At 73.9% G+C, this 19,880-nt stretch carries 18 protein-coding genes; 4 read left to right on the forward strand and 14 right to left on the reverse strand.

From position 1 onward, the window contains the following. Window positions 1–7: 7 nt before the first annotated feature. Window positions 8–460: a GNAT family N-acetyltransferase gene (locus tag E1258_RS15160; protein ID WP_132401150.1), complete on the reverse strand. Its 453-nt coding sequence runs from the start codon at window positions 458–460 to the stop codon at window positions 8–10. 74 nt (window positions 461–534) lie between these two features. Between E1258_RS15160 and E1258_RS35580 the strand changes: the two genes are divergently transcribed. Then, the gene (locus E1258_RS35580; RefSeq protein WP_132401153.1) at window positions 535–1,008 is read left to right on the forward strand and encodes a potassium channel family protein; all 474 of its coding nucleotides are present in this window, start codon (window positions 535–537) and stop codon (window positions 1,006–1,008) included. A 3-nt stretch (window positions 1,009–1,011) separates the two neighbouring features. Here the strand turns inward: E1258_RS35580 and E1258_RS15170 are convergent, their stop codons facing one another. Further along, window positions 1,012–2,574, reverse strand: a complete 1,563-nt coding sequence (locus E1258_RS15170) for an alpha/beta hydrolase (protein ID WP_371688620.1) — start codon at window positions 2,572–2,574, stop codon at window positions 1,012–1,014. 58 nt (window positions 2,575–2,632) lie between these two features. Continuing rightward, window positions 2,633–3,745 carry an ATP-dependent DNA ligase gene (locus E1258_RS15175; RefSeq protein ID WP_132401192.1) on the reverse strand — a complete coding sequence of 371 codons (1,113 nt, stop codon included), beginning with the start codon at window positions 3,743–3,745 and terminating at the stop codon, window positions 2,633–2,635. 135 nt (window positions 3,746–3,880) lie between these two features. Between E1258_RS15175 and E1258_RS15180 the strand changes: the two genes are divergently transcribed. After that, window positions 3,881–4,093: a hypothetical protein gene (locus tag E1258_RS15180; RefSeq protein ID WP_132401159.1), complete on the forward strand. Its 213-nt coding sequence runs from the start codon at window positions 3,881–3,883 to the stop codon at window positions 4,091–4,093. A 79-nt stretch (window positions 4,094–4,172) separates the two neighbouring features. Here the strand turns inward: E1258_RS15180 and E1258_RS15185 are convergent, their stop codons facing one another. From E1258_RS15185 to E1258_RS15230, 10 genes are all read right to left on the reverse strand, one after another. After that, a complete protein-coding gene (locus E1258_RS15185) occupies window positions 4,173–5,090 on the reverse strand; it encodes a DNA-3-methyladenine glycosylase (protein WP_371688619.1) in 918 nt (305 codons plus the stop codon). 407 nt (window positions 5,091–5,497) lie between these two features. Next, window positions 5,498–6,154 carry a hypothetical protein gene (locus E1258_RS15190; RefSeq protein ID WP_132401165.1) on the reverse strand — a complete coding sequence of 219 codons (657 nt, stop codon included), beginning with the start codon at window positions 6,152–6,154 and terminating at the stop codon, window positions 5,498–5,500. A 206-nt stretch (window positions 6,155–6,360) separates the two neighbouring features. Next, window positions 6,361–7,146, reverse strand: coding sequence for an anti-sigma factor (locus E1258_RS15195; RefSeq protein WP_132401168.1), 786 nt, complete (start codon window positions 7,144–7,146; stop codon window positions 6,361–6,363). After that, on the reverse strand, window positions 7,143–7,841 hold the full coding sequence (locus E1258_RS15200; RefSeq protein ID WP_007075462.1) for a sigma-70 family RNA polymerase sigma factor: 699 nt from the start codon (window positions 7,839–7,841) through the stop codon (window positions 7,143–7,145). Before E1258_RS15200 ends, E1258_RS15195 begins: the two co-directional genes overlap by 4 nt. Before the next feature lie 84 nt (window positions 7,842–7,925). Then, window positions 7,926–8,783, reverse strand: a complete 858-nt coding sequence (locus E1258_RS15205) for a spermidine synthase (RefSeq protein ID WP_132401171.1) — start codon at window positions 8,781–8,783, stop codon at window positions 7,926–7,928. 43 nt (window positions 8,784–8,826) lie between these two features. Next, window positions 8,827–9,780, reverse strand: a complete 954-nt coding sequence (locus E1258_RS15210; protein ID WP_132401195.1) for a hypothetical protein — start codon at window positions 9,778–9,780, stop codon at window positions 8,827–8,829. A 44-nt stretch (window positions 9,781–9,824) separates the two neighbouring features. Beyond that, window positions 9,825–12,299 carry an AAA family ATPase gene (locus E1258_RS15215; protein ID WP_132401174.1) on the reverse strand — a complete coding sequence of 825 codons (2,475 nt, stop codon included), beginning with the start codon at window positions 12,297–12,299 and terminating at the stop codon, window positions 9,825–9,827. Further along, complete coding sequence (locus tag E1258_RS15220) at window positions 12,299–13,447, reverse strand: exonuclease SbcCD subunit D (protein WP_132401177.1); 1,149 nt, start codon at window positions 13,445–13,447, stop codon at window positions 12,299–12,301. Before E1258_RS15220 ends, E1258_RS15215 begins: the two co-directional genes overlap by 1 nt. Window positions 13,448–13,460: 13 nt before the next feature. Next, a complete protein-coding gene (locus E1258_RS15225) occupies window positions 13,461–15,215 on the reverse strand; it encodes an ATP-binding protein (RefSeq protein ID WP_036377880.1) in 1,755 nt (584 codons plus the stop codon). Between the two features lie 288 nt (window positions 15,216–15,503). Beyond that, entirely contained in the window at window positions 15,504–16,274 is a 771-nt protein-coding gene (locus E1258_RS15230; protein ID WP_132401180.1) for a pyrimidine reductase family protein, read from the reverse strand. 152 nt (window positions 16,275–16,426) lie between these two features. On the opposite strand from E1258_RS15230, the gene E1258_RS15235 reads away from it, so the two are divergent. After that, a complete protein-coding gene (locus E1258_RS15235) occupies window positions 16,427–16,972 on the forward strand; it encodes a plasmid pRiA4b ORF-3 family protein (RefSeq protein ID WP_132401183.1) in 546 nt (181 codons plus the stop codon). 118 nt (window positions 16,973–17,090) lie between these two features. Here the strand turns inward: E1258_RS15235 and E1258_RS15240 are convergent, their stop codons facing one another. Then, on the reverse strand, window positions 17,091–17,684 hold the full coding sequence (locus E1258_RS15240; protein ID WP_132401186.1) for a hypothetical protein: 594 nt from the start codon (window positions 17,682–17,684) through the stop codon (window positions 17,091–17,093). 669 nt (window positions 17,685–18,353) lie between these two features. Between E1258_RS15240 and E1258_RS15245 the strand changes: the two genes are divergently transcribed. Further along, window positions 18,354–19,667, forward strand: a complete 1,314-nt coding sequence (locus E1258_RS15245; RefSeq protein ID WP_132401189.1) for an ABC transporter substrate-binding protein — start codon at window positions 18,354–18,356, stop codon at window positions 19,665–19,667. Window positions 19,668–19,880: the final 213 nt, after the last annotated feature.

The raw sequence follows: 19,880 nt of genomic DNA on the forward strand, positions 1-19,880 counted from the left end.
GGGATGGTCAGAGGGCGAGCTTCATGCCCTCGTGGCTGGCCACGAAGCCGAGGCCGAGGTAGAAGCGGTGCGCGTCGGCGCGGGTCTTGTCCGTGGTGAGCTGCACCAGCCCGCAGCCGCGCCGCGCGGCCTGGTCGATCGCCCAGCGGATCATCTCCCGGCCGAGCCCCTGCCCCCGGCGGTCGGAGCGCACCCGCACCGCCTCGATGAGGGACCGCTCGGTGCCGTGGCGGCCGAGGCCGGGGATGTAGGTGATCTGCATGCAGCCCACGACGACCCCGCCGTCGTCGGCCACGACGAGATGGTTGCGGGGGTCGGCGGAGATGTCCGCGAAGGCCCTCTCGTACGCGTCGTCGACCTCGGCGACGTCACGCGCCCGGCCCAGCACGTCGTCGGCGAGCAGGGCGACGAGGGCCGGCAGGTCGGCCCGGACCGCCTCCCGGAAGATCACTGTGCGCATGACGTCAGCCTGGCACAGCGACAGCCGGCGATGTCCCGGCGGCGGGTTGCCGCAACCGGGCAGCATGATGCGGCATGGACGTTTTGCTGCAACCGTTCCGCTGGATCTACCGGGGCCTGGTCTGGTTCGCCAACTCGCCCCGGACGCTGATCACGTCGTACCTGTTGATGATCGTGGTCGCCGGGGTGATCTACAGCTACGTGGAGAACAAGAGCGCCGCCGACTCGGTCTGGTGGGCGGTGGTCACGGCGTCCACCGTCGGGTACGGCGACATCTCCCCGACCACGGGAGCGGGTCGTGCCCTCGCGGCGCTGCTCATCTCGACCATGGTGCTGCTGGTCATCCCGCTGATCACCGCGCACTTCGCCAGCCAGTTGATCGTGGACGACGACGCCTTCGAGCACGACGAGCAGGAGGAGCTGAAGGCCGACGTGCGGCGGATGCGGGCCCTGCTGGAGGAGTTGGCGGCCCGGCAGGGAATCGCCCTGCCACCCGAACCCACGCCGCCCCCGCCGCCCTGGCGGCGCGCCCGCAGGTTCCGCAGGTGAGCGTCACCGGGCCGGACAGCGCAGCCCTTCCCGGGGCACCGTCAGCGAGATCAGATACGCGTCGACCGCGTCGGTCACGCAGCTCGTCTGTGGATACGCCGTGTGCCCCTCGCCCTCCCAGGTCAGCACCCGGCCCACGCCCAGCATCGAGGCCAGCCTCGCGGTCTGCTCGTACGGCGTCGCGGGGTCGCCGGTGGTGCCCACCACCACGATGGGCGGCGCGCCGACGGCCTTCCCCGTCGGGTACGGGTCCCGCCCGCCGGGCCACTCGGCGCAGCCGAGCATGCCGACGGCGAGGGCCGGCCCGAACAGCGGATACGTCTGACGCCACTGCGACTGGAGTTGACGGATGCGCTGCACACTCGGCTTCTCCTTCTCGTCGGCGCAGTTGACCGCGAGGTTCGCGTCGAAGAGGTTCGAGTATCTCCCGTCGGCGTTCCGCCCGGCGTACGCGTCGGCGAGCCGGAACACCTCGCCGGGGTTGCCGTCGTCCAGCCGCTCGATGGCATGGGCCAGCTCCTGCCAGCCCGACTCCGTGTAGAGCGAGGAGATGACCGCGTAGAAGACCCAGCCGGAGGTGGCCTCCCGGCCGTCCGCCGCCCTGACGGGGGAGACTTTCGCCTTGTCGATCGCCGAGGTCACCGCGGCCCGGGCGTCCGGGGCGAGCGGGCAGCGCCCGGCATTGGCCGCGCACCACCGGGTGAAGTTGTCGAACGCCCGCTCGAAGCCCTTCGCCTGGCTCTCCGAGCCGGCCACCAGGTCCTGCGTCGGGTCGACCGCGCCGTCGAGCACCAGGGCCCGCACCCGCTGCGGGTAGAGCTGGGCGTACGTCGCGCCGAGCAGGGTGCCGTAGGAGTAGCCGAGGTAGGTCAGCCTCTCGTCGCCGACCGCCGCGCGCACCGCGTCCATGTCGCGTGCGGCCTGCTCGGTGCCGTAGAGCGCAAGCTGGTCGCCGTACTTGTCGCCGCAGCCGCGCCCGATCCGTTCGTTGAGCGCGACGAAGCCGTCGAAGGAGGCCGGGGCCTCCGGGTCCGGGTCGTAGCCGAAGCTGGCGTCCAGGTCGGCGTCGGAGATGCACTTCACCGGGCTGGACCGGGCCACCCCGCGTGGGTCGAATCCGACGATGTCGAACCGCTCGGTGACCGACGGGGGCAGGCCGCCGAACGTCGGGCCGAAGGAGAGGTAGACGGCGGTGTCCACCCCGGAGCCGCCCGGACCGCCCGGGTTGATCACCAGGGAGCCGATCCGGTCGCGCTGCTTCGTCGAGCGGGCCCGTAGCAGGGCGATCTCAAAGGTCTCCCCGGTGCCCGGCCCGGTCGTCGCGCCGCCGCCGGTGCCCCAGCTGCGCGGCACGGCGATGCGGGTGCACTCGTACCGCATGTCGGGTGCGCGTCGGCCGACGAGGTCGTCGGCGACCTCCGGGCAGGCCCGCCAGGTCGGTGCGGTGCCCGGCGGTGCCGCCCGGCCCTCGCCCTCGGTGCGCGGCGCGAACGCCGGCAGGGTGCAGCCGGCGGCGACCACGGCCGCCGCGACGAGCCCGGCGAGTGCCAGCCGGGCCCGGCGGATCCGGTCGGGAATGCGGGTCACCGGCGCGCGCCTCTCGTGATCGTGTCGACGCCTCAGGCTACGCCCGGCCCGGCGCGGGCTCGGCCGTCGCCGCCGGATCGCCGCGCAGGACCTGGTCGACGTCGTAGCGGATCGGGCGGTCGAGCTGGTCGTAGCCGCAGGAGCGGGGGTCGCGGTCGGGCCGCCAGCGGACGAAGCGGGCGGTGTGCCGCAGCCGGTCACCCTCCATCGCGTCGTAGCCCACCTCGGCGACCAGCTCCGGGCGCAGCGGCTCCCACTCCAGGTTCTTCGTGCCCGTCCACCGGCTCACCCCGCCGGGGATGCGCTGGCCGCGTTCGTGGTCGCCGTGCACCCACGGGTGGTCGGGGCCGGCCTCCCGGTACGGCTCCAGCTCGTCCAGCAGTTCCTTGCGGCGGGTCGCGGTGAACGAGGAGCTGACCCCGATGTGGTGCAGCACGCCGTCGTCGTCGTAGAGGCCGAGCAGCAGCGAGCCGACCACCGGGCCGGTCTTGTGCCAGCGGAAACCGGCGACCACCACGTCGGCGGTGCGGGCGTGCTTGACCTTGGCCATCAGCCGCTTGCCCGGCTCGTACGGCAGGTCGGCCGGCTTGGCGATCAGCCCGTCGAGCCCGGCGCCCTCGAACACGTCGAACCAGCGGCGGGCCGTGGCAAGGTCGGTGGTGACCTGGGTGACGTGCACCGGCGGTCGCACCCCGGCCAGGGCCCGCTCCAGGCGGGCCCGGCGCTGCGGATACGGCTGGTCGGTCAACAGCTCGTCGTCGAGGGCGAGCAGGTCGAAGGCAACGAAGTCGGCGGGGGTCGTCTCGGCCAGCAGCTTCACCCGGGACGCGGCGGGGTGGATGCGCTGGGCGAGCAGTTCGAAGTCGAGCCGGGGCTGCCCGCCCGGGCCGTCCCGCCGGATCACGATCAGCTCGCCGTCGACGGCGCAGCGCTCGGGGAGCTGCCGCAGGGCCTGCTCGACCACCTCCGGGAAGTAGCGGGTCATCGTCTTGCCGCCCCGGCTGGCCAGCTCCACCTCGTCGCCGTCGCGAAACACGATGCAGCGGAAGCCGTCCCACTTCGGTTCGTACGTCGTGCCCGGCTCGGTGGGCAGTCGCGAGACGGCCTTGGCCAGCATCGGCTCGACCGGCGGGTTGATCGGCAGGTCCACGGCGACAGTCAACCAGACGCCACCGACAGTCGTGAGGCAGATCACCGGCGGTGGCGGGGAGTCTCGTCCCCGCCCGTCCCGTCCCCGCCTCCGCGACCGGATGGTGTTTCACCAGCTCAGAGCTAGTTTCGCTGGGTGCGGGAGTGGGCCTGCGGATGCTGCGGGCGCTGGCGGGTCAGCGTCGAGCTGATCCATGGCCGGTACCGGTACCGGCTGGTGCGCCGCTATCCGGCCCGCTTCGGCGGCGGAAAGGGCGTGCTCGGCGAGGTCGGCACGGTCGCCGAGCTGGAGGAGCTGCTGCGCCGCCTAACCCCGCTCACCCTGGCCGACCTGCACGAGGCCGCCTGATCCCCGGCCGCGTCCACCCGCTCGCCGCACAGGCGGAGCGGCCGGGCTCACCTACGTCCCGTCGCCCGGCGCGGGCGGTTCAGTACCGGGCGAAGGAGCGGATCGGCATCCGCGGCCCGTACCGTGGGGCCTGCACGCCCTCGGCGGCGAGCAGCAGGCAGACCCGGCCACGGTGCCCCCGGAACGGCTCCAGCAGCGCGAGCATCCGGGCGTCGTCGCCGCGCGGCTCGCCAGCCAGGGCCCAGGCCACCGTGTTGGGCACGTGGTAGTCGCCGACGCTGACCGCGTCCGGGTCCCCGTACACGATCCGCACCACCTCGGCGGCCGTCCACGGGCCGATGCCGGGCACGGCGGTCAGCCGGCGAGTCGCCTCGGCGGCGTCGGTACAGCGTTCCAGCCGTCCGGCCTCGGCGGCGGCCCGGCGCAACGTGTCGGCCCGCTTCTGCTCCACCCCGAACGGGTGGAACACCCAGTACGCTGCGGCGGCCACCGCCGCCGGGTCGGGTGGCAGCAGTAGCGGCTGCATCGGCCCGGGTGCCGGCTCGCCGAAGTGGCGTACGGTCGCCGCGTACGCCCGGTAGGCCTCCGTGCCGGTGACCTTCTGCTCCAGGATCGCCCGCAGCACCCGGGGAAAGACCTGGCCGGTGGCCGGCATCCGCAGCCCGGGGTGCCGCGCGGCCAGCCGGGCCACCACCGGGTGCGCGGCGGCCCGCTCGGCGAATCCGGTGAGGTCGTCGCGGAGCCCGGCGACGGCGTCGGCCCGATCGAGGACCCAGTCGGCCCCCGGGCCGTACCCCTCGGCGAGCAGGTGCCCGGCGCCGCCTGGGCGCAGCGCGAGCGTGGCGGGGCCGGCGGGGGTGCGGGCCGCCCACCAGAAAGTGCCGGCGGTGATCCGGGCGCACGGGTCGTACGTGCTGAAGGTGAGCGGCCGTACCGACGCCGCCAGCCGGTAGCCGGCCGGCGGGCGCAGCACCCGGCGGGCGGGGGGGTCGCTCACCCCTGTCACTCTGCCACGACGCCCGTCGCCCGTCGCTTGGCCCCACCGGGCTACGGCCGGCCCGCCGCCCGAGGCGCGTCCGCGCCGGGCCGCAGCAGGGGCGACCACGGCGCAGAGCGCGGCACCGCCGACGCGGAGAGCGTCGGCGGTGCCGCCTTACCGGAGCGGAGCGGCCGAATCGGCCAGGGGCGCGGGGTGGGGACCTCGGTGGGCGCGGTGGCTGGCGTCAGCGCGCCCACCGCCCTACTCCGCTCCGGGGGGTCCGGCGAATCGCGGCGCCGGCCCGTCCCCTTCGGGGGGGCCGGCGCCGCGGCCGGGACGCGGCGTTGCCGGTACGCCGGTCCGGTTCACGGCGGTGGCCGGTCGTGCCCTCCCCGACTACGACCGACCACCGGGTCTGTCGGGGTTCAGTACGAGTAGCCGGAGTTCGCCGCGCCCGCGTCGCCGGACGACGGCGGGGCGACCGCCTTCGGGGTGCCGGTCGGCAGGCACTCGAGGTTCTTCTTGCCGTCGGGCTGGGCGACGAACCAGGTGCCGCTGACGCCCTGGCCCTTCCACTGGCCCGGCTTCTTGTCGCCGATGTAGCGGTACAGCGGCCAGCCGCCCAGGGTGATCTGCCGCGTGCCGTCCTGCCTGGTGATGGTGCCGACTTTGTCGTCGGAGACGCCGTTGAGCTGCGGGCTGCCGTCGGTCAGCGCGGGCGGCCACACCTCGGCGCACTTGTCCACGCAGTTCGACGCCGGCGGGTCGTCGGAGTCCTTGTCGAACCGGTAGAGGACCCAGCCCTCCTCGTCGGTGACCACCTTGCCCATCCGGGCGACCGTCTTGCCGATCAGCTGGTCGGTCAGCTCGACGTCGGCCGGCGGCGCGGCGTCCGGGGCCTCGGTGGCCGCCGCGTCAGGGGAGGCCGAGGCCTCCGGCTCGACTGCCGCAGTGGGTTCGGCCGCGGCGACGGCGACCGGCTCGGCCGCGCTCGAGTTCGCCCCGTCGTAACCTGCGGGAGCGCAGGCCGTAAGTGCGACCATGGCGCTCGCGACGATGACGGTCCGCTTCATCTGTGCCACGTGCCCTCCTCATTCTTTGCAGTTCGCCGAGTAGTACGGCTGGCTGACTGTCAAGGTTGAAGGAATAACAGTGGTCAATTTCACTTTTATTGGTTGAACCATTTCCGGTCGCCGCGCGTACCGCCGGGCGATCCCCTGCGAGCTGCGAATACGCAAAATCGGCACCGGCCGCGACAGCGGCCGACGCCGATTCGGCGTACGCGTTCCTACAGCGGTACCTGCACCAGCGGGCTGGCCACCCCGTTGACGTCCACCGACTGCACCACCACCTTGGCGATGTCGTCCTTGGGCACGGAGGTGGCACCGCTCAGCTCCAGCGGTAACGGATTGGTGGTGGTGCCGTAGCCGCCCCCGGGCACCGACCAGGTCGACAGGACCTCGGTGGTGTCGTTCTTGCGGACCACCATCAACCGGCAGGTGCGCGGCCCCGGCAGCCGCTTGAGCTGGAAGTCGATCCGGGTGCCGAAGTCCTTCGAGATCAGCCACATGTTGAGCTGGACGCCGGTGCTCGCGTCGACGGCCGTGAACGGCTCGCCCTCCTGCTCGTTGCCGCCGGTGCCCGGATCGTTCGGGTCGGTGCTGCGCCCCGGGCTCGGCGTGCCGTCGACCGGCGCGGACACCGTCGGCTGCGCGCCGATCTGCGGCCGGGCGTCACCGCCGGCGACGCTGGCGATGCCGACCCCGGTCAGCCCGCCGAACACCACCACGGCGGCGGCGCTGGCCAGCATCTGCCGGAACCGGGTCCGCCGCCGGTGTGCCCGGACCGCGACCAGCGTCCGGTCCAGCAGGGCCGGGTCGGTGGCGGTCTGCTCCAGGGCGGTCATCGTCTCGCCGTCGATGTCGGAGAGCAGCCCCACCACGGGAACCATCGTCTCCAGCTCCGCGGCGCACGCCCAGCACGTGGCGAGGTGCTCCTCGAACCGCTCGGTGTCGTGCTCGTCCAGCACGCCCAGCGCGTACGCGGCGACGTCCATGTGATCTGCCCGGCTCATTCCGTCACCCCCCTCTCCTGCAGGGCCGTGCGCAGCGCGCGCAGGGCGTAGTAGACCCGCGACTTGGCGGTGCCGAGCGGTAGGCCCAGCTCCTCCGCGGCCTCCGGCACCGTCCGGCCCCGGAAGTACGTCGCCACCAGGATCTCTCGGTGCGACTGACTCAGCGTACGCAGCGCGTCCGCCACCGTCATCGTGCGCAGCACCCGGTCGGTGCTGTCCGACTCGGCGAAGGCCGTCAGGTCCCGGTCGTACGTCTCGGCCGGGCGGGCCTGTTCGCTGCGGTGCTCGTCGATGGCGATCCGCCGGGCCACCGTCACCAGCCAGGGCCGCAACGAGCCCTGCCCCTGCGCGCCGAGGCGGTGGGCGTTGCGCCAGGCCCGCAGCAGTGTCTCCTGCACGATGTCCTCGGCGCGTTGCCGGTCCCCGCCGGTGAGCCGCATGACGAACGCCAGCAGCGGCCCGGCGTGCTCGGCGTAGAGCAGCCGGATCAACTGGTCCGAGTGGCTGGTCTCAGTGGACACGGCCTGGTGCCGCCCGGGTGCTGGTCGCGGAGACACCGGGCCATTCTGGCTGTCGACGGGGTGCACGTCGACCCCCCGGGTCGACCTGGACGCGCGGGACTGCGGCTGCGCGCGGGCGGACATCCAGTCCGCCCTCACCGCGTCGCCGTGCCAGCCGGCCGCCACCGCATGCATGCAGACCTCCGGGTGTCCGATGACATCAGCCCGACCCCCCACGGGCATGGCCGCCTGGTGATACGCACCAGACTCCCCAGCGGATCAACGGCGGACCGAAAAAATTCCCGGCGGGGGTGGAGTGGAGTCGGTGGCGTCGGCGTCGCGTACCACGGCGGCCCCGCCGGCGAACCGGTCCAGCTCGTCGCCGGCCAGCACCCGGCCCGGGAACCAGTCCCCGGCCGCCCGCCGGGTCAACTCCGGCACCGGCGGGGGCAACCGGCCCGCGACCAGCACCAGGTTGCCGTAGCGCCGCCCGCGCAGCACCGCCGCGTCGCCGATCAGGCAGGCCCGCGGCAGCACCGCGCGCACCGTGGCGACCTGGGCGCGGGCGTACCGCAGCGGCGGACCGTCGGCGACGTTGGCCAGGTACCAGCCGTTCGCGCGCAGCACCCGGGCCACCTCGGTCGCGTACTCCACGCTGGTCAGGTGTGCCGGGGTGCGGGCACCCGCGAAGACGTCGGCGACCACCACGTCGTAGCCGGCATCCCGGCTGGACGCCAGGGTGGCCCGCGCGTCGGCGACCCGCACCCGCAGCCGGGGGTCGGCCGGCCAGGGCAGCTCGCGGCGGACCAGGTCGACCAGGGCGGCGTCCACCTCGGACACCCGCTGGGTGGAGCCGGGGCGGGTGGCCTGCACGTACCGGGGCAGGGTGAGCGCACCGCCGCCGAGGTGCAGCACCCGCAGCGGGGCACCTGCCGGTGCGATCAGGTCGAGGGCGGCGGCCAGCCGCCGGACGTACTCGAACTCCAGATGGGTGGGGTCGGCGAGGTCCACATGTGACTGCGGCGCGCCGTCGAGCAGCAGGGTGAACGACCCCGGCCGGTCGGCGTCCGGGACCAGCTCGGCCTCGCCGGTGTCGACCCGCGCGGTCACCCGGTCCGCGCCCCGGCGGCGGCCCATCAGCGACCGCCCGCCGGAGCCGACGTCGCGGCGGACCCGGTCGTCATCGGCGTGGCCCGCGACCCCGGGCCGCGGCGGTCAGCGCCCGGTGCAGCAGGCGGGCGTCGCCGAGCAGCGCCCGCAGGCGGCGCTCCAGGCCGGCGATCGGGATGAGGTTCTGCGGGGCGCGCGGGTCCTTGTACGGGGTGGACGCGAACCGGGGGAGGGTGACCAGCGACAGGTCGGCCAGGGCGATCGCCTCCTCCTCGGCCAGCTCGGCCGAGCACTCCACCCGCACGATGCCGGCCCACGGCGCGCCGGCGGCCACCGGCAGCCGCAAGTACCAGGAGTACCCGCCCCAGGCCGTGCCGAGCTTGAACACCGGGGACCGCTGGCCGGCCCGCAGCCCGGTGACCACGGCGGTCAGTCGGGCGTCGAGGTACTGGCTGTGCTGGGTCTTGACGTACCCGAGCGCGCGGGGAAGCTGCCGGCGGCTGCGCAGCGGGCCGTCGACGACCAGCAGGTCCCCGTCGACCCGGGCCGCCCCGGAAACCTCCACCTCGAGCGCGGTGAGCGGCCCCTGCACGGCCGCCTGGAGCTTGGCCAGCTCGCCGGTGCCGCCGACCCGGTGCACCGGGTAGCGCACCGTACCGGCCCGCACCTCCCGGGCCGACGGGCTGGCGGTGAACAGGCCCCGACGCACCTGAGTTCCGGCGAGCCGGGCGGCGCCCCGCTCCAGGTCGCAGCGGACCACCCCGGCCGCGTACGAGGCGGCGAGGCCGGGGAACGACGCGCCGTCGGCCTCGGCCGTCCACACGCTCGCGTCGACCCGGCGTACCCCGTCGACCAGCAGCACCACGGCCGGCGCCCGCACCCCGGGCCGGACGTCCACGGCCCGCCAGTTTACCGCCGGCAGTTCCACGTCTGCGTCGATTTGCTGGCTGCTCGGCGTCGCCGGCCCGCCCGGCACCGCCTCGAACGACGCGCCGTAGCCCGGGTCCCAGGTGTCGACGAACAGCTCGGGCGGTGCCCCGGGTGGTGGCTCCTGCCCCGCCGGGCCGGTCACCGGCCGGTCCGTAACACGCGGGCCGTGCGGGCGTCCTTGCTGACCTCGAACCGGACCGGGATGCGTTCGGCCAGCGCCGGCACGTGGGTGACCACACCCACCATCCGGTCGCCCCGGGCGGCCAGGCTCTCCAGGGTGGCCGCCACCGTGTCCAGTGTGGCCGTGTCCAGGGTGCCGAACCCCTCGTCCAGGACGATCGACTCCAGGGTCGCCGCCGTGGTGGACATCCCGGCGAGCTGCTCCGACAGCGCCAGGGCCAGAGCCAGCGACGCCTGGAACGTCTCACCGCCGCTCAGGGTGCGCACCCCGCGCCGCAGCCCGGCGTCGTGGTGGTCGACGACGAAGAACTCGCCCTTGTCGTGCACCAGGTCGTACTGGCCACCCGACAGCTCGCGCAGGATCCCCGACGCGCCGTCGACCAGCAGGTCCAGCGCCTCGGCGAGCAGCCAGCGCTCGAAGTTGTTGGCCCGTAGGTGTCCGGCCAGGGCGCGGGCGACCCGGGCCTGCCGCTCGTGCCCGGCCAGCTGTTCGCGCAGCTCGGCGGCCTGTTCGCGGCGCTCCACCAGCCGCCGGTGGGCGGCCTCGGCGCGCTCCACCGCGACGGTGGCCGCCCGCACCGGGTCGTCCCCGGCAGCCAACCCGGCGGCGGCGAAGACGCCCGCGATCCGCTCCTGGACGGCCGCCTCGGCGGCCTCCGCCCCGGCGACCGCCTCGGCCAGCCCCGACCGGTCCGCGCGCCGCCGCGCCGCCTCCCCGTCGGCCCACCCGGCCAGCGCCGCCCAGGCCGCGGCGACGTCGTCCCGGTCGGCGGCAGGCGGGCCGAACCGGGCCAGGCCGTCGCGGGTCGCGTCGAAGTCCCGCCACGCGGCGCGCAGCCGCTCCTCGGCCCCGTCGAGCGCCCCCCGGGCCCGCCGGGCGGCGTCCCGCCCCAGTCGGACCGCGCCCGCCGCCTCGTCGAGGGCCCTGCGCAGCCGGGCGTGCTCGGCCAGGTCGTGCCGCAGCGCCGCCGGGGCGGCGGCATCGGCGAGTTGCTCGTCCAGCTCGGCCAGCCGCCCCCGGAGCTGGTCGTGCTCGGCGCGGGTCCGCAGCAGCACCCGCTCCAGGTCCCGCGCCGCCGCGTCGCGCTCCTGCACCACCCGCTGCGCCGCCTGGGCCGCCGCCCGGGCCGCCTTCCCCTCGGCGGTGGCCCGCGCCACCGCCGAACCGGTCGGCACGGCGGGCACCCGGGGCACCACCTGCTCGCAGACCGGGCAGGCCGCCCCGTCGACCAGGTGCGCCCGCAGCGCCGCCGCCTGGTCGGTGGCCTTGGCCTCCTCGTGCGCCCGGAACGCCGCCTCCAGCTCCGCCTCGGCCCGCTCGGCCACCGCCCGCGCCTGCGCCAGCGCGGCCACCGCCGCGTCGTGTTCGGCCTCGGCGGCCGTCACCGCCGTGGCCACCGACGCGGCGTGCCCGGCGAGCCGGTCCCGGTCGGCGTGCGCCTTCAGCAGCAGCCGCAACGCGCTCTCGTCGCCCGCGCCGGCCAGCTCACCGCGCAGCTTCTCCTCTCGCTCCTCGGCCAGCGTCACCGCGCCCGCCGCCTCGGCCTGCTCGGCCCGCGCGTCGGCCACCACCCGGGCCACCTCGGCCACCCCGGCCGGCGCGCGCACCGCGTCGAGCACGGCCAGCTCGGCGTCGAGGGCGGCCAGCGCCGCGTGCGCGTCCCGCGCCGCCGCCCGGGCCCGATCCCGCTCCGGTACGGCCGCCGCGACCGTCTCCGCCAGCTCGTGCGCCCGCCCGATGTCGGCCTGCGCCTCGGCCAGCGCCGCGTCGTCGACGTCGGCGAGCCCGCCGAGCATCCGGTCGACCGCCTCCAGCTTCGCCTCGGCCTGCCCGGCCCGCTCGGTGGCCCGCCGCTGCACCTCCTCGTAGACGCCGAGGCCGAGCAGGTTCACCAGGATCTGCTGCCGGGTGGCGGGCCGGGCGTGCAGGAAATCGGCGAACTGCCCCTGCGGCAGCACCACGCAACTGGTGAACTGCTCGTACGGCAGCCCAACCGCCTCCAGCACGGCCCGGTCCATCTCGGCCGGGGTGCCGGCGACCACCTCGCCCAGGTCCTCCGGGCTGAGCCCGGTGTCCAGCTTGGTCACGTCGAACCCGGCCGGCATGAGCTGCAACCCGGCGTTGGCGGTCTTGACGTTGCCCCGGCCGTCACGGCGGACCACCCGGGTCGCCACGTAGCGGTCCCCGGCGGACTCGAAGACCAGCCGGACCCGCGCCTCGGTGGCGGACGGGGCGAGCGCGTTGCCCAGCCCCCGCGTCCCGCCCCAGCGGGGCACCGTGCCGTAGAGGGCGAAGCAGATGGCGTCCAGCACCGTCGACTTGCCGGAGCCGGTCGGGCCGACGAGGGCGAAGAAGTCGGCGTCGGTGAAGTCCACGGTGGTCTCGTCGCGGAAGACGGTGAAGCCCGCCATGTCCAGCCGCATCGGGCGCATCAGCGGTCCACCTCCTCGATGAGCTCGTCGAACAACTCCCGGACGTCGGAGTCGCCGTGCCCCCGGCTGTCGAGATAGTCGGCGAACAGCTCCCGGGGGGAGCGGCCGGCCCGCTGGGCGGTGCGGGCGCCGCTGCCGGGGGCCGGCACCATCTCCGGGTCGATCCGGATCTCCAGGGCCCGCGGTAGCAGCTCCTGCACCTGTTCGCGCAGCCCGGCCCGGGGCTGCTCCCGGACGAACACCCGCAGCCAGCCGTCCGGCGGGGCGATCTCGGCGAGCTGGTCCAGAGTGCCCCGCACCGTGCGCAGCGGCACCGCCGCCGGCACCGGCACCTCCCGGATGCGCGCCGCGCTGGTCGCGGTCACCTCGACGATCGTCACCGAAGGGACGTTCTCCTGCTCGCCGAAGTCCACGGCGAGAGGGCTGCCGCTGTACCGGATCGGGCAGGGGCCGGAAACCCGCTGCGAGCGGTGCAGGTGGCCCAGCGCAACGTAGTGCGCGGTGCCCGGGAACACCGTCGCCGGCACGGCGTACCCGAGGACGGTGTGCGCGTCCCGCTCGCCGCCGCCGGTGGCCGCCCCGACCACGGTGAGGTGGGCGGTGACCAGGTGCACCCGGTCGGGCTCGGCGAAGCCCTCGGTGAGCCGGCCGAGCACCCGGCCCAGGTGGTCGGCGTACGTCTGGGTGGCCTCGGCGGCGGTCAGCTCGTACATCTCGACGGCCCGCACGGCGTACCGCTGGGACAGAAACGGCAGCGCGGCCACCCGCCACCGCTCTCCGCCGGCCGTCGTGCCGTCGATGACGTGCTCGTCCGGGTTGTCCCGCACGCCGCCGCGCAGGGTGATGCCGGCGGCCTCGGCCCACGGCCGCAGCGCGTCGAGGGCCTGGCCGTTGTCGTGGTTGCCGCCGATGGCCACCACGTCGGCGCCGGTGCGACGCAGCGCGGTCAGCGCCCGGGTGACCAGCCGGGTCGCCTCCGGGGTGGGCGCGGCCGTGTCGTACAGGTCGCCGGCGACGATCACCAGGTCGGGTTGCTCGGCGCGGGCGACGTCGATCACCCCGGCGAGGACCTGCTTGTGCTCCTCGGCCCGGGACTGCCCCTTGAGCACCTTGCCGACGTGCCAGTCCGAGGTGTGCAGGATCTTCATGGCCCGGTGCCCCCTAGAACGGGATGTCGTCGTCGCTCGTGCCGCCGCCGGAGCCGACCACCGCGAACGGATCGGCCGCCCCGGTGATCGACCGTAGCGTCTCCGAGGGCGCCCGGCCGGCCTCGGAGACCCGGGTGGCCCACGCCGGGAAGGGAAACTCCAGGCATAGTGGGACCGGGATGTCCGGCTGGTTGACGAACATCGTGCCTGGCTTGGCCAGCAGTGCCCGCTGGCGCTGAGCCGGCGGCAGGAAGCCGTACTCCGGGCGGGACGCCTCGGCCGGATCGAGCCGGCCGACCACCCGGATCGCCGAGTTGGTGACGATCCGCCGTTCCACCTCGCTCGCCGTCTGCTGCGCGCCGACCAGGATCACCCCGAGCGAGCGGCCCCGCTCGGCGATGTCGAGCAGCACCTCCTTGATGGGGGAGGAGCCCTCCCTGGGGGCGTACTTGTTCAGCTCGTCGAGGACGACGAAGAGCAGCGGCTTGGCCGTGCCCGCCTTCTCCTTGCGCTCGAACTCGCTCTTGAGCGTCACGCCGACCACGAACCGCTGCGCCCGGTCGGGCAGGTTGTGCAGGTCGACCACGGTCACCTGCGCGGACTCGCTGGTGTTGATCGAGTGCGGGCGGCGGGTGGCCAGGTCGCCCCGGATCAGCCGGGCCAGGTCCTTCTTGCTGCCGATCAGCCGCCGGGCGAACGCGTTGACCGTGCCCAGCCCGACGGCGCTGCCCGCCCAGTCGCCGCGGGTCTCGTCGTCGTTGAGCTGCTCGACGATGTGGTCGACCAGGTCGGTGTACGACCCGAGGCGTACCCCGTCGACGCTCACCCCGCCGTCGGCGGGCTGGGCGTAGCGGGCCAGGTGGGCGGCGACCGAGTGGACGACCATCGTGTACTGCTGGCGCTCGTCGTCGGCGTCGGCGAAGACGTACGGCAGGAGGCGGTCGGCGCAGAACTCGCTCAGCGTCCAGTAGAAGCTGTCCACCCCGGTCAGCCGGCTGCTCACGTCGGGGGTGCCGGAGGAGTCGCCGACCCGGGGCGGGGCGTACACCCGCACGTCGGGAAACGCCCCGGCGCTCAGCCCGAGCTTGGCGTAGCCGGCGCGGGTGGCGTCGTCGAGGCGGGTGTTGGGGTGGTCGAGGAACAGCAGGTCCTCGCCCTTGACGTTGAAGATCAGCGCCTTGGCGTTGACCGCGTCACCGCCGAGAACGCCGGAGCGGAAGACCGAGTAGAGCAGGAACGTGGCGAAGCTGGTCTTGGTGGCCACCCCGGAGATGCCGGAGATGGAGACGTGCGCGCCCCGGGTGCCGTCGAGGAAGTCGGCGTTGAGGTAGACCGGCACCCCGTCGCGGCCCATCCCCATCGGGATCCGCCGTTCCATCCGGTCGAAGTGCAGCGCCCGGGCCCGCGCGTCGCCCTCGGCGCGGTGCACCACCGCCCCCGGCGTCGGCGGGACGTAGACCTCCGGGTCGACCCGGGTCGTGGTGATCTCGGCGGCCTCCTGCACCATCGCCGGCAGGGTGCCGTCGGCGATGGCGAAGACGTCCGAGTCGAACTGGGCCCCCTCGTGCCGAGCCCGCACCTGGGTGACCACCCCGGCGATGGTCACCGGCTCCCGGTCGGGCATTTCTCGCCGGGTCACCACCACGTCGTCGAGCTGGAGATAGCTGCCGGGGGCCACGGCCGTCCAGAATGTCAGCGGGGTGGCGTCGGCGGTGCCGAGCACGCGACCGACCCCCTCGCCGGGGCCTTCGGACCCGTCGTCGGTGATCGGCAGGCGCTCGTTCATCGGCCCGCTCCCGTCAGCTGGTCGTCTCGGTCACGGCACACGAGGAGCATCCTGCCCGAGGGATGTGACAGGTTGCCACGCGACGCGGCGGACGCCACGCCGCCGCCCGCCCGGGCATCACTGGTCGCGTTCTTCCGAACGCGTACGGTGTCGAGGAAGTTCTGGCCGCCGGCATGACAGGAAGCGGTTGCTCGGCACAACAGCGACGTCGGCATCCATCGAGCTGCTGCGTGACCTACGGCGACGGCCCGCCCCGCGCGGTCGCCCCGCCTAGGAACTGGCGGTCGGCGGGGCCGGGGCGGCGTCGCGGGTGTAGCGGAGCATCAGCGCGCCACCGGCGGCCAGCACGTGCCGCAGCGACAGCTCCCGGTGCCCGCCGGCGGGCCCCGCGGCGATCCGCCCCGGGCCGCCCCCGGCGAGCAGCGGTGCGACGGTGAGGCAGACCTCGTCGACCAAATCGGCGGCGGTGAGCGCGCCGAACAGGTGCGGGCCGCCCTCGCAGAGCACCTGCCCGAGGCCGCGCCGGCGCAGCTCGGCGAGCCCGGCGGCGAGATTTACCCGGTCGGCTCCGCAGCGCACCAGCTCGGCCACCTCGGCCAGACGCGGTGGCGCCTCGGCCGCGGCGTGGGTGAGCACCACCGGCCGCACCGGCGCGTCGGCGAAGGCCGCCTGCGCCGGATCCAGGTCCAGCGAGCCGGAGACCACCACCAGGGTCGGATACTCGGCCAGCCCGTGCTCGCGCCGCCAGGCCCGGCGTGGCGCGTCGAGCCGCACCGCGCGGTACCCCTCGTGCCGCAGCGTCCCGGCGGCCACCAGCAGCCCGTCGCAGAGCATCCGCAGCAGGCCGAAGACCCGCTTGTCCGGCTCACCGGACAGCCCGGCGGAGTAGCCGTCGAGCGAAACCGCGCCGTCGACGCTGGTCACGAAGTTCACCCGCAGGTGGGGCCGGTCCGCCCGGCCGTACAGCGCGGTCAGCTCCGCGTCGTCCAGTCCGGCCGACGGGGCCGGCCAGAGACGGGAAATCGGAGCCTCGGCGCTCATTCGCCGGCCGGACCCGTGACCGGAGGGGTGGGTTCGGGGGTACGGTGCTGGCAGTCGCACCACTTCCGGCCCGGACATTCGTCGTGCCGCCGTTCCCGGCAGGCTCGGCAGATCATGCCGGCAGCCTATGTCGTGGAGGGAGGGGGCAGCACATGCCACGTCAGATCTTCCAGCTGAAGGTGTCCCTCGTCGGGGTCCACCCCCCGGTCTGGCGGCGGGTGCTGGTCCCCGCCGGGTACACGCTGGACCGGCTGCACCGGGTCGTGCAGCACGCGATGGGCTGGCGCGACTGCCACCTGCACTCGTTTGAAATCGACGGCACGCAGTACGGCCAGCCCGACCCGGACGGGGAACTGACCGTGCGCGACGAGCTGGACATCCGGCTGGACGCGGTGCTCGGCAAGGGCAGCCGCTTCCACTACACCTACGACTTCGGCGACTGGTGGGAGCACGACCTCCTGGTCGAGGACGCCTTCACCGCCGACCCGGACGAGCGGTACCCGACCTGCCAGGCCGGCGAGCGGGCCTGCCCACCGGAGGACGCCGGCGGCCCGGCCGGGCACCAGGTGCTGCTGGCGGCGCTCGCCGACCCGGAGCACCCCGAGCACCGGAGGCTGCGGGACTGGGCCGGCGACGGGTACGACCCGGACGCCTTCGACTCGGCCCGCGCCGCCACCCTCCTCCGCCACCTCTGCTGACACCCACGCCAGGGAGCAGTGCAAGGACCTGGGGTGCCGGCCGGCCGGGTCCCCTGTGTGGGGGCCCGGCCGGTGGCGTGTCTGTGCGTGGGTGTCTGTGCGTGTCTGTGGGTGTGGGTCAGTTGTTCCAGTGCTGGGCGACGAGGTCGGCGGCCTGCTGTTCCCATTGGGCGTATGCGTCGGGGTAGGCCGAGACCTGGACGGTCTGGGCGGCGTCGGTCAGGGGCATGTTCTGCCAGCCGTCGACCTGGCGTAGGCCCTTGAGGAACGCGGTGGTGGCGTATTCGGGGTTGGTGATCTGTTCGGGGGTGCCCCAGCCGCTGGAGGGGCGTTGTTGGAACAGGCCGAGGGAGTCGTGGTCGTTGCGGTCGCCGAGGTGGCCCAGGTTTTCCAGCTTCGACTCCTGCAGGGCGGTGCCGATGGAGATCACCGCGGCTCGTTCGTCGAGGCCGGTCTTCTTCGTGGCGGCGATGATGGCCTTGACGTTGGCGGTCTGTTCGGCGTTGAGGTCGATGTGGGACTGGGTGCCCTGTACGCCGTGGGGGATGAGCTTGGTGGTGTCCACGCCGTTTGTCTTGTCGGCCTGGACGGCGGCGGGGCGGGTGTGGGTGGTGGTGGTGTCGGTGTGGTGCAGGGGGCCGGCGGCGAGGCCGCTGGCGAAGGCGAGGCCGGCGATGCCGAGGATGCTGTTGCGCAGGATCGTCGTGTTCATGGGGGTGACTCCAATCGGGGGTCGACACCTACCCGGGAGGGGTGGGTGTGTGCACCACGTCGAGGCGCCCGAACAACGGCAGGAGGGGGTGGCTGGTGGTGGCGGGTCCAGGTGTAACGACCGTGGGTCGGTGCGCATTCCACCGGGATGGCCGACGCGCGGAACGCTCCCATGTCGCGGACATGCCGTAGCGGGCCGCGGATCGGAGATGGGATCGCCGGCGCCGGCGAACCCCAGTCGGTTGAAGGTCGAGACGCGGCAGCCCCGTGCCGGGACGCAGCCGGCCGTGAGTCGGGCGCGGCCGTCCGTGCCGGCGCGCCGCCAGCGAAGTCGACGCCTCCACGCGTGCGCCGTCAGCGGGACGCCGCGATGTCGCGGACAGGGCGCGGTCGGGGGTGACGTGATGCCGCTGTGTCACCGCAATGCCTCATTGAGCGGCCTGAAGCGACGGTCTGACACACGGCGGTAACGATCTGGGAACGCTCCCATTGGGTTATTGACACCTCCGGGACTCTCCTCCAGTCTCATGGGAGCGCTCCCGGCCTGTGTTGCGGATCTCTTTCCGTCACCCCGCCGGGCGTCGACCGTGGGCTCCGGCCGTCGGCCGTGAGCGCCTGCACAGCACCCCCACCACATGACACAGCCTCACCACCGAAAGAGGGGTCTCGGATGAGCGTCCCAATCCGTCGCCGGCGGCTCGCGGCCATCGCGCTCGCGTCCGTCGCGATGATCGCCACCACTTCTGCCTGCGGCAGTGACGACTCGGACTCGAACAGCAGCGACGGCCCGATCACCCTCGTCGTCGACGTCTTCGGCGACCAGGGCTTCGGCTACGACGAGCTCTACAAGCAGTTCGAGTCGGAGCACCCGAACATCAAGATCCAGGAGCGGGGCAAGGGCCTCGGCCTCGGTGACTACAACACCCGCCTCACCCAGCAGATCACCGCCGGTGCCGGCGCCGGTGACGTGGTGGCCCTCGAGGAGGGCACGATCGTCCAGTTCTACGGCCAGGCCGGCAAGTTCGTGAACCTGGCCGACCACGGCGCGAACGACCTCAAGAGCAACTTCCTGCCGTGGAAGTGGGAGCAGGGCACCACCCCGGACGGGACGGTCCTCGGCCTCGGCACCGACGTCGGCTCGATGGCGCTGTGCTACCGCAGTGACCTGTTCAAGGCCGCCGGCCTGCCGACGGACCGCGAAGAGGTCGGCGCGCTCTGGCCGACCTGGGACCAGTTCATCGCCGCCGGCCAGAAGTTCGTCGCCGCCGACAAGAAGCACAAGTTCGTCGACTCGGCGACCAACTTCTACAACGTCGTGCTGATGCAGACCGCGGGCAACGGCACCGGCTACACCTACTACGACAAGAGCAACAAGCTGGTCATCGGCGAGAACCCGGACGTGCGGACCGCGTACGACCTCACCACCAAGATGATCGCCGCCGGCCTGTCGAACAACCTCCAGTCGTTCTCGAACGAGTGGAACGCCGGCTTCAAGAACGGCACCTTCGCCACCATCGCCTGCCCCGCCTGGATGACCGGCGTCATCAAGGGCCAGGCCGGTGACGCGGCGGCCGGCAAGTGGGACGTCGCGAAGGCCCCCGGCAACGGCGGCAACTGGGGCGGTTCCTTCCTGGCCGTGCCGAAGTCCAGCAAGCACGCCAAGGAGGCCGCGGAGCTGGTGAAGTTCCTGACCAGCGCCAAGGGCCAGACCGAGGCGTTCAAGAAGGTCGGCAACCTGCCCTCGTCGCCGCAGGCCCTGGCCGACCCGGCCGTCGCCGACTCGACCAACGCATACTTCACCAACGCCCCGGTCGGCAAGATCTTCGCCGCCGGTGCGAGCGAGCTGAAGCCGGTCTACCTCGGCCCGAAGAACCAGGCGGTCCGCACCGCCGTGGAGAACACCCTGCGCGCCGTCGAGCAGGGCAAGCCCGCCGCCGAGCAGTGGCAGGCAGCGCTGAAGAACGGCGAGGCCGCCGGTAAGTGACCGGCCGAACCGACCGCGGGTGGCGTCGACAGGCGACTGTCGGCGCCACCCGCGGTGCCCGGTAAGCCCCGGCGCCGCCCGCGCGGCCGGGCCGGTGACCCCCCGGCGCGTCCACGCGGAAGGCCGGTAATCCCCCGGCGTAGCCCGCGCGGACGGGTCGCGCCGACCGACGAGAAGGACCGTCGATGAGCCTGGACCTCCACACCGCAGCGC

It is taken from the genome of Micromonospora sp. KC207, from assembly GCF_004348615.1.
Taxonomy (GTDB): domain Bacteria; phylum Actinomycetota; class Actinomycetes; order Mycobacteriales; family Micromonosporaceae; genus Micromonospora.

Excerpts from the sequence above, each read along its gene's own strand:
- E1258_RS15200 (WP_007075462.1), bottom strand. The coding sequence starts at position 7,841 with ATGCATGCGGTGGCGGCCGGCTGGCACGGCGACGCGGTGAGGGCGGAC.
- E1258_RS15235 (WP_132401183.1), top strand. The coding sequence starts at position 16,427 with ATGCCACGTCAGATCTTCCAGCTGAAGGTGTCCCTCGTCGGGGTCCAC.
- E1258_RS35580 (WP_132401153.1), top strand. The coding sequence starts at position 535 with ATGGACGTTTTGCTGCAACCGTTCCGCTGGATCTACCGGGGCCTGGTC.
- E1258_RS15215 (WP_132401174.1), bottom strand. The coding sequence starts at position 12,299 with ATGCGCCCGATGCGGCTGGACATGGCGGGCTTCACCGTCTTCCGCGAC.
- E1258_RS15230 (WP_132401180.1), bottom strand. The coding sequence starts at position 16,274 with ATGAGCGCCGAGGCTCCGATTTCCCGTCTCTGGCCGGCCCCGTCGGCC.
- E1258_RS15220 (WP_132401177.1), bottom strand. The coding sequence starts at position 13,447 with ATGAAGATCCTGCACACCTCGGACTGGCACGTCGGCAAGGTGCTCAAG.
- E1258_RS15245 (WP_132401189.1), top strand. The coding sequence starts at position 18,354 with ATGAGCGTCCCAATCCGTCGCCGGCGGCTCGCGGCCATCGCGCTCGCG.
- E1258_RS15240 (WP_132401186.1), bottom strand. The coding sequence starts at position 17,684 with ATGAACACGACGATCCTGCGCAACAGCATCCTCGGCATCGCCGGCCTC.
- E1258_RS15205 (WP_132401171.1), bottom strand. The coding sequence starts at position 8,783 with ATGGGCCGCCGCCGGGGCGCGGACCGGGTGACCGCGCGGGTCGACACC.
- E1258_RS15160 (WP_132401150.1), bottom strand. The coding sequence starts at position 460 with ATGCGCACAGTGATCTTCCGGGAGGCGGTCCGGGCCGACCTGCCGGCC.
- E1258_RS15195 (WP_132401168.1), bottom strand. The coding sequence starts at position 7,146 with ATGAGCCGGGCAGATCACATGGACGTCGCCGCGTACGCGCTGGGCGTG.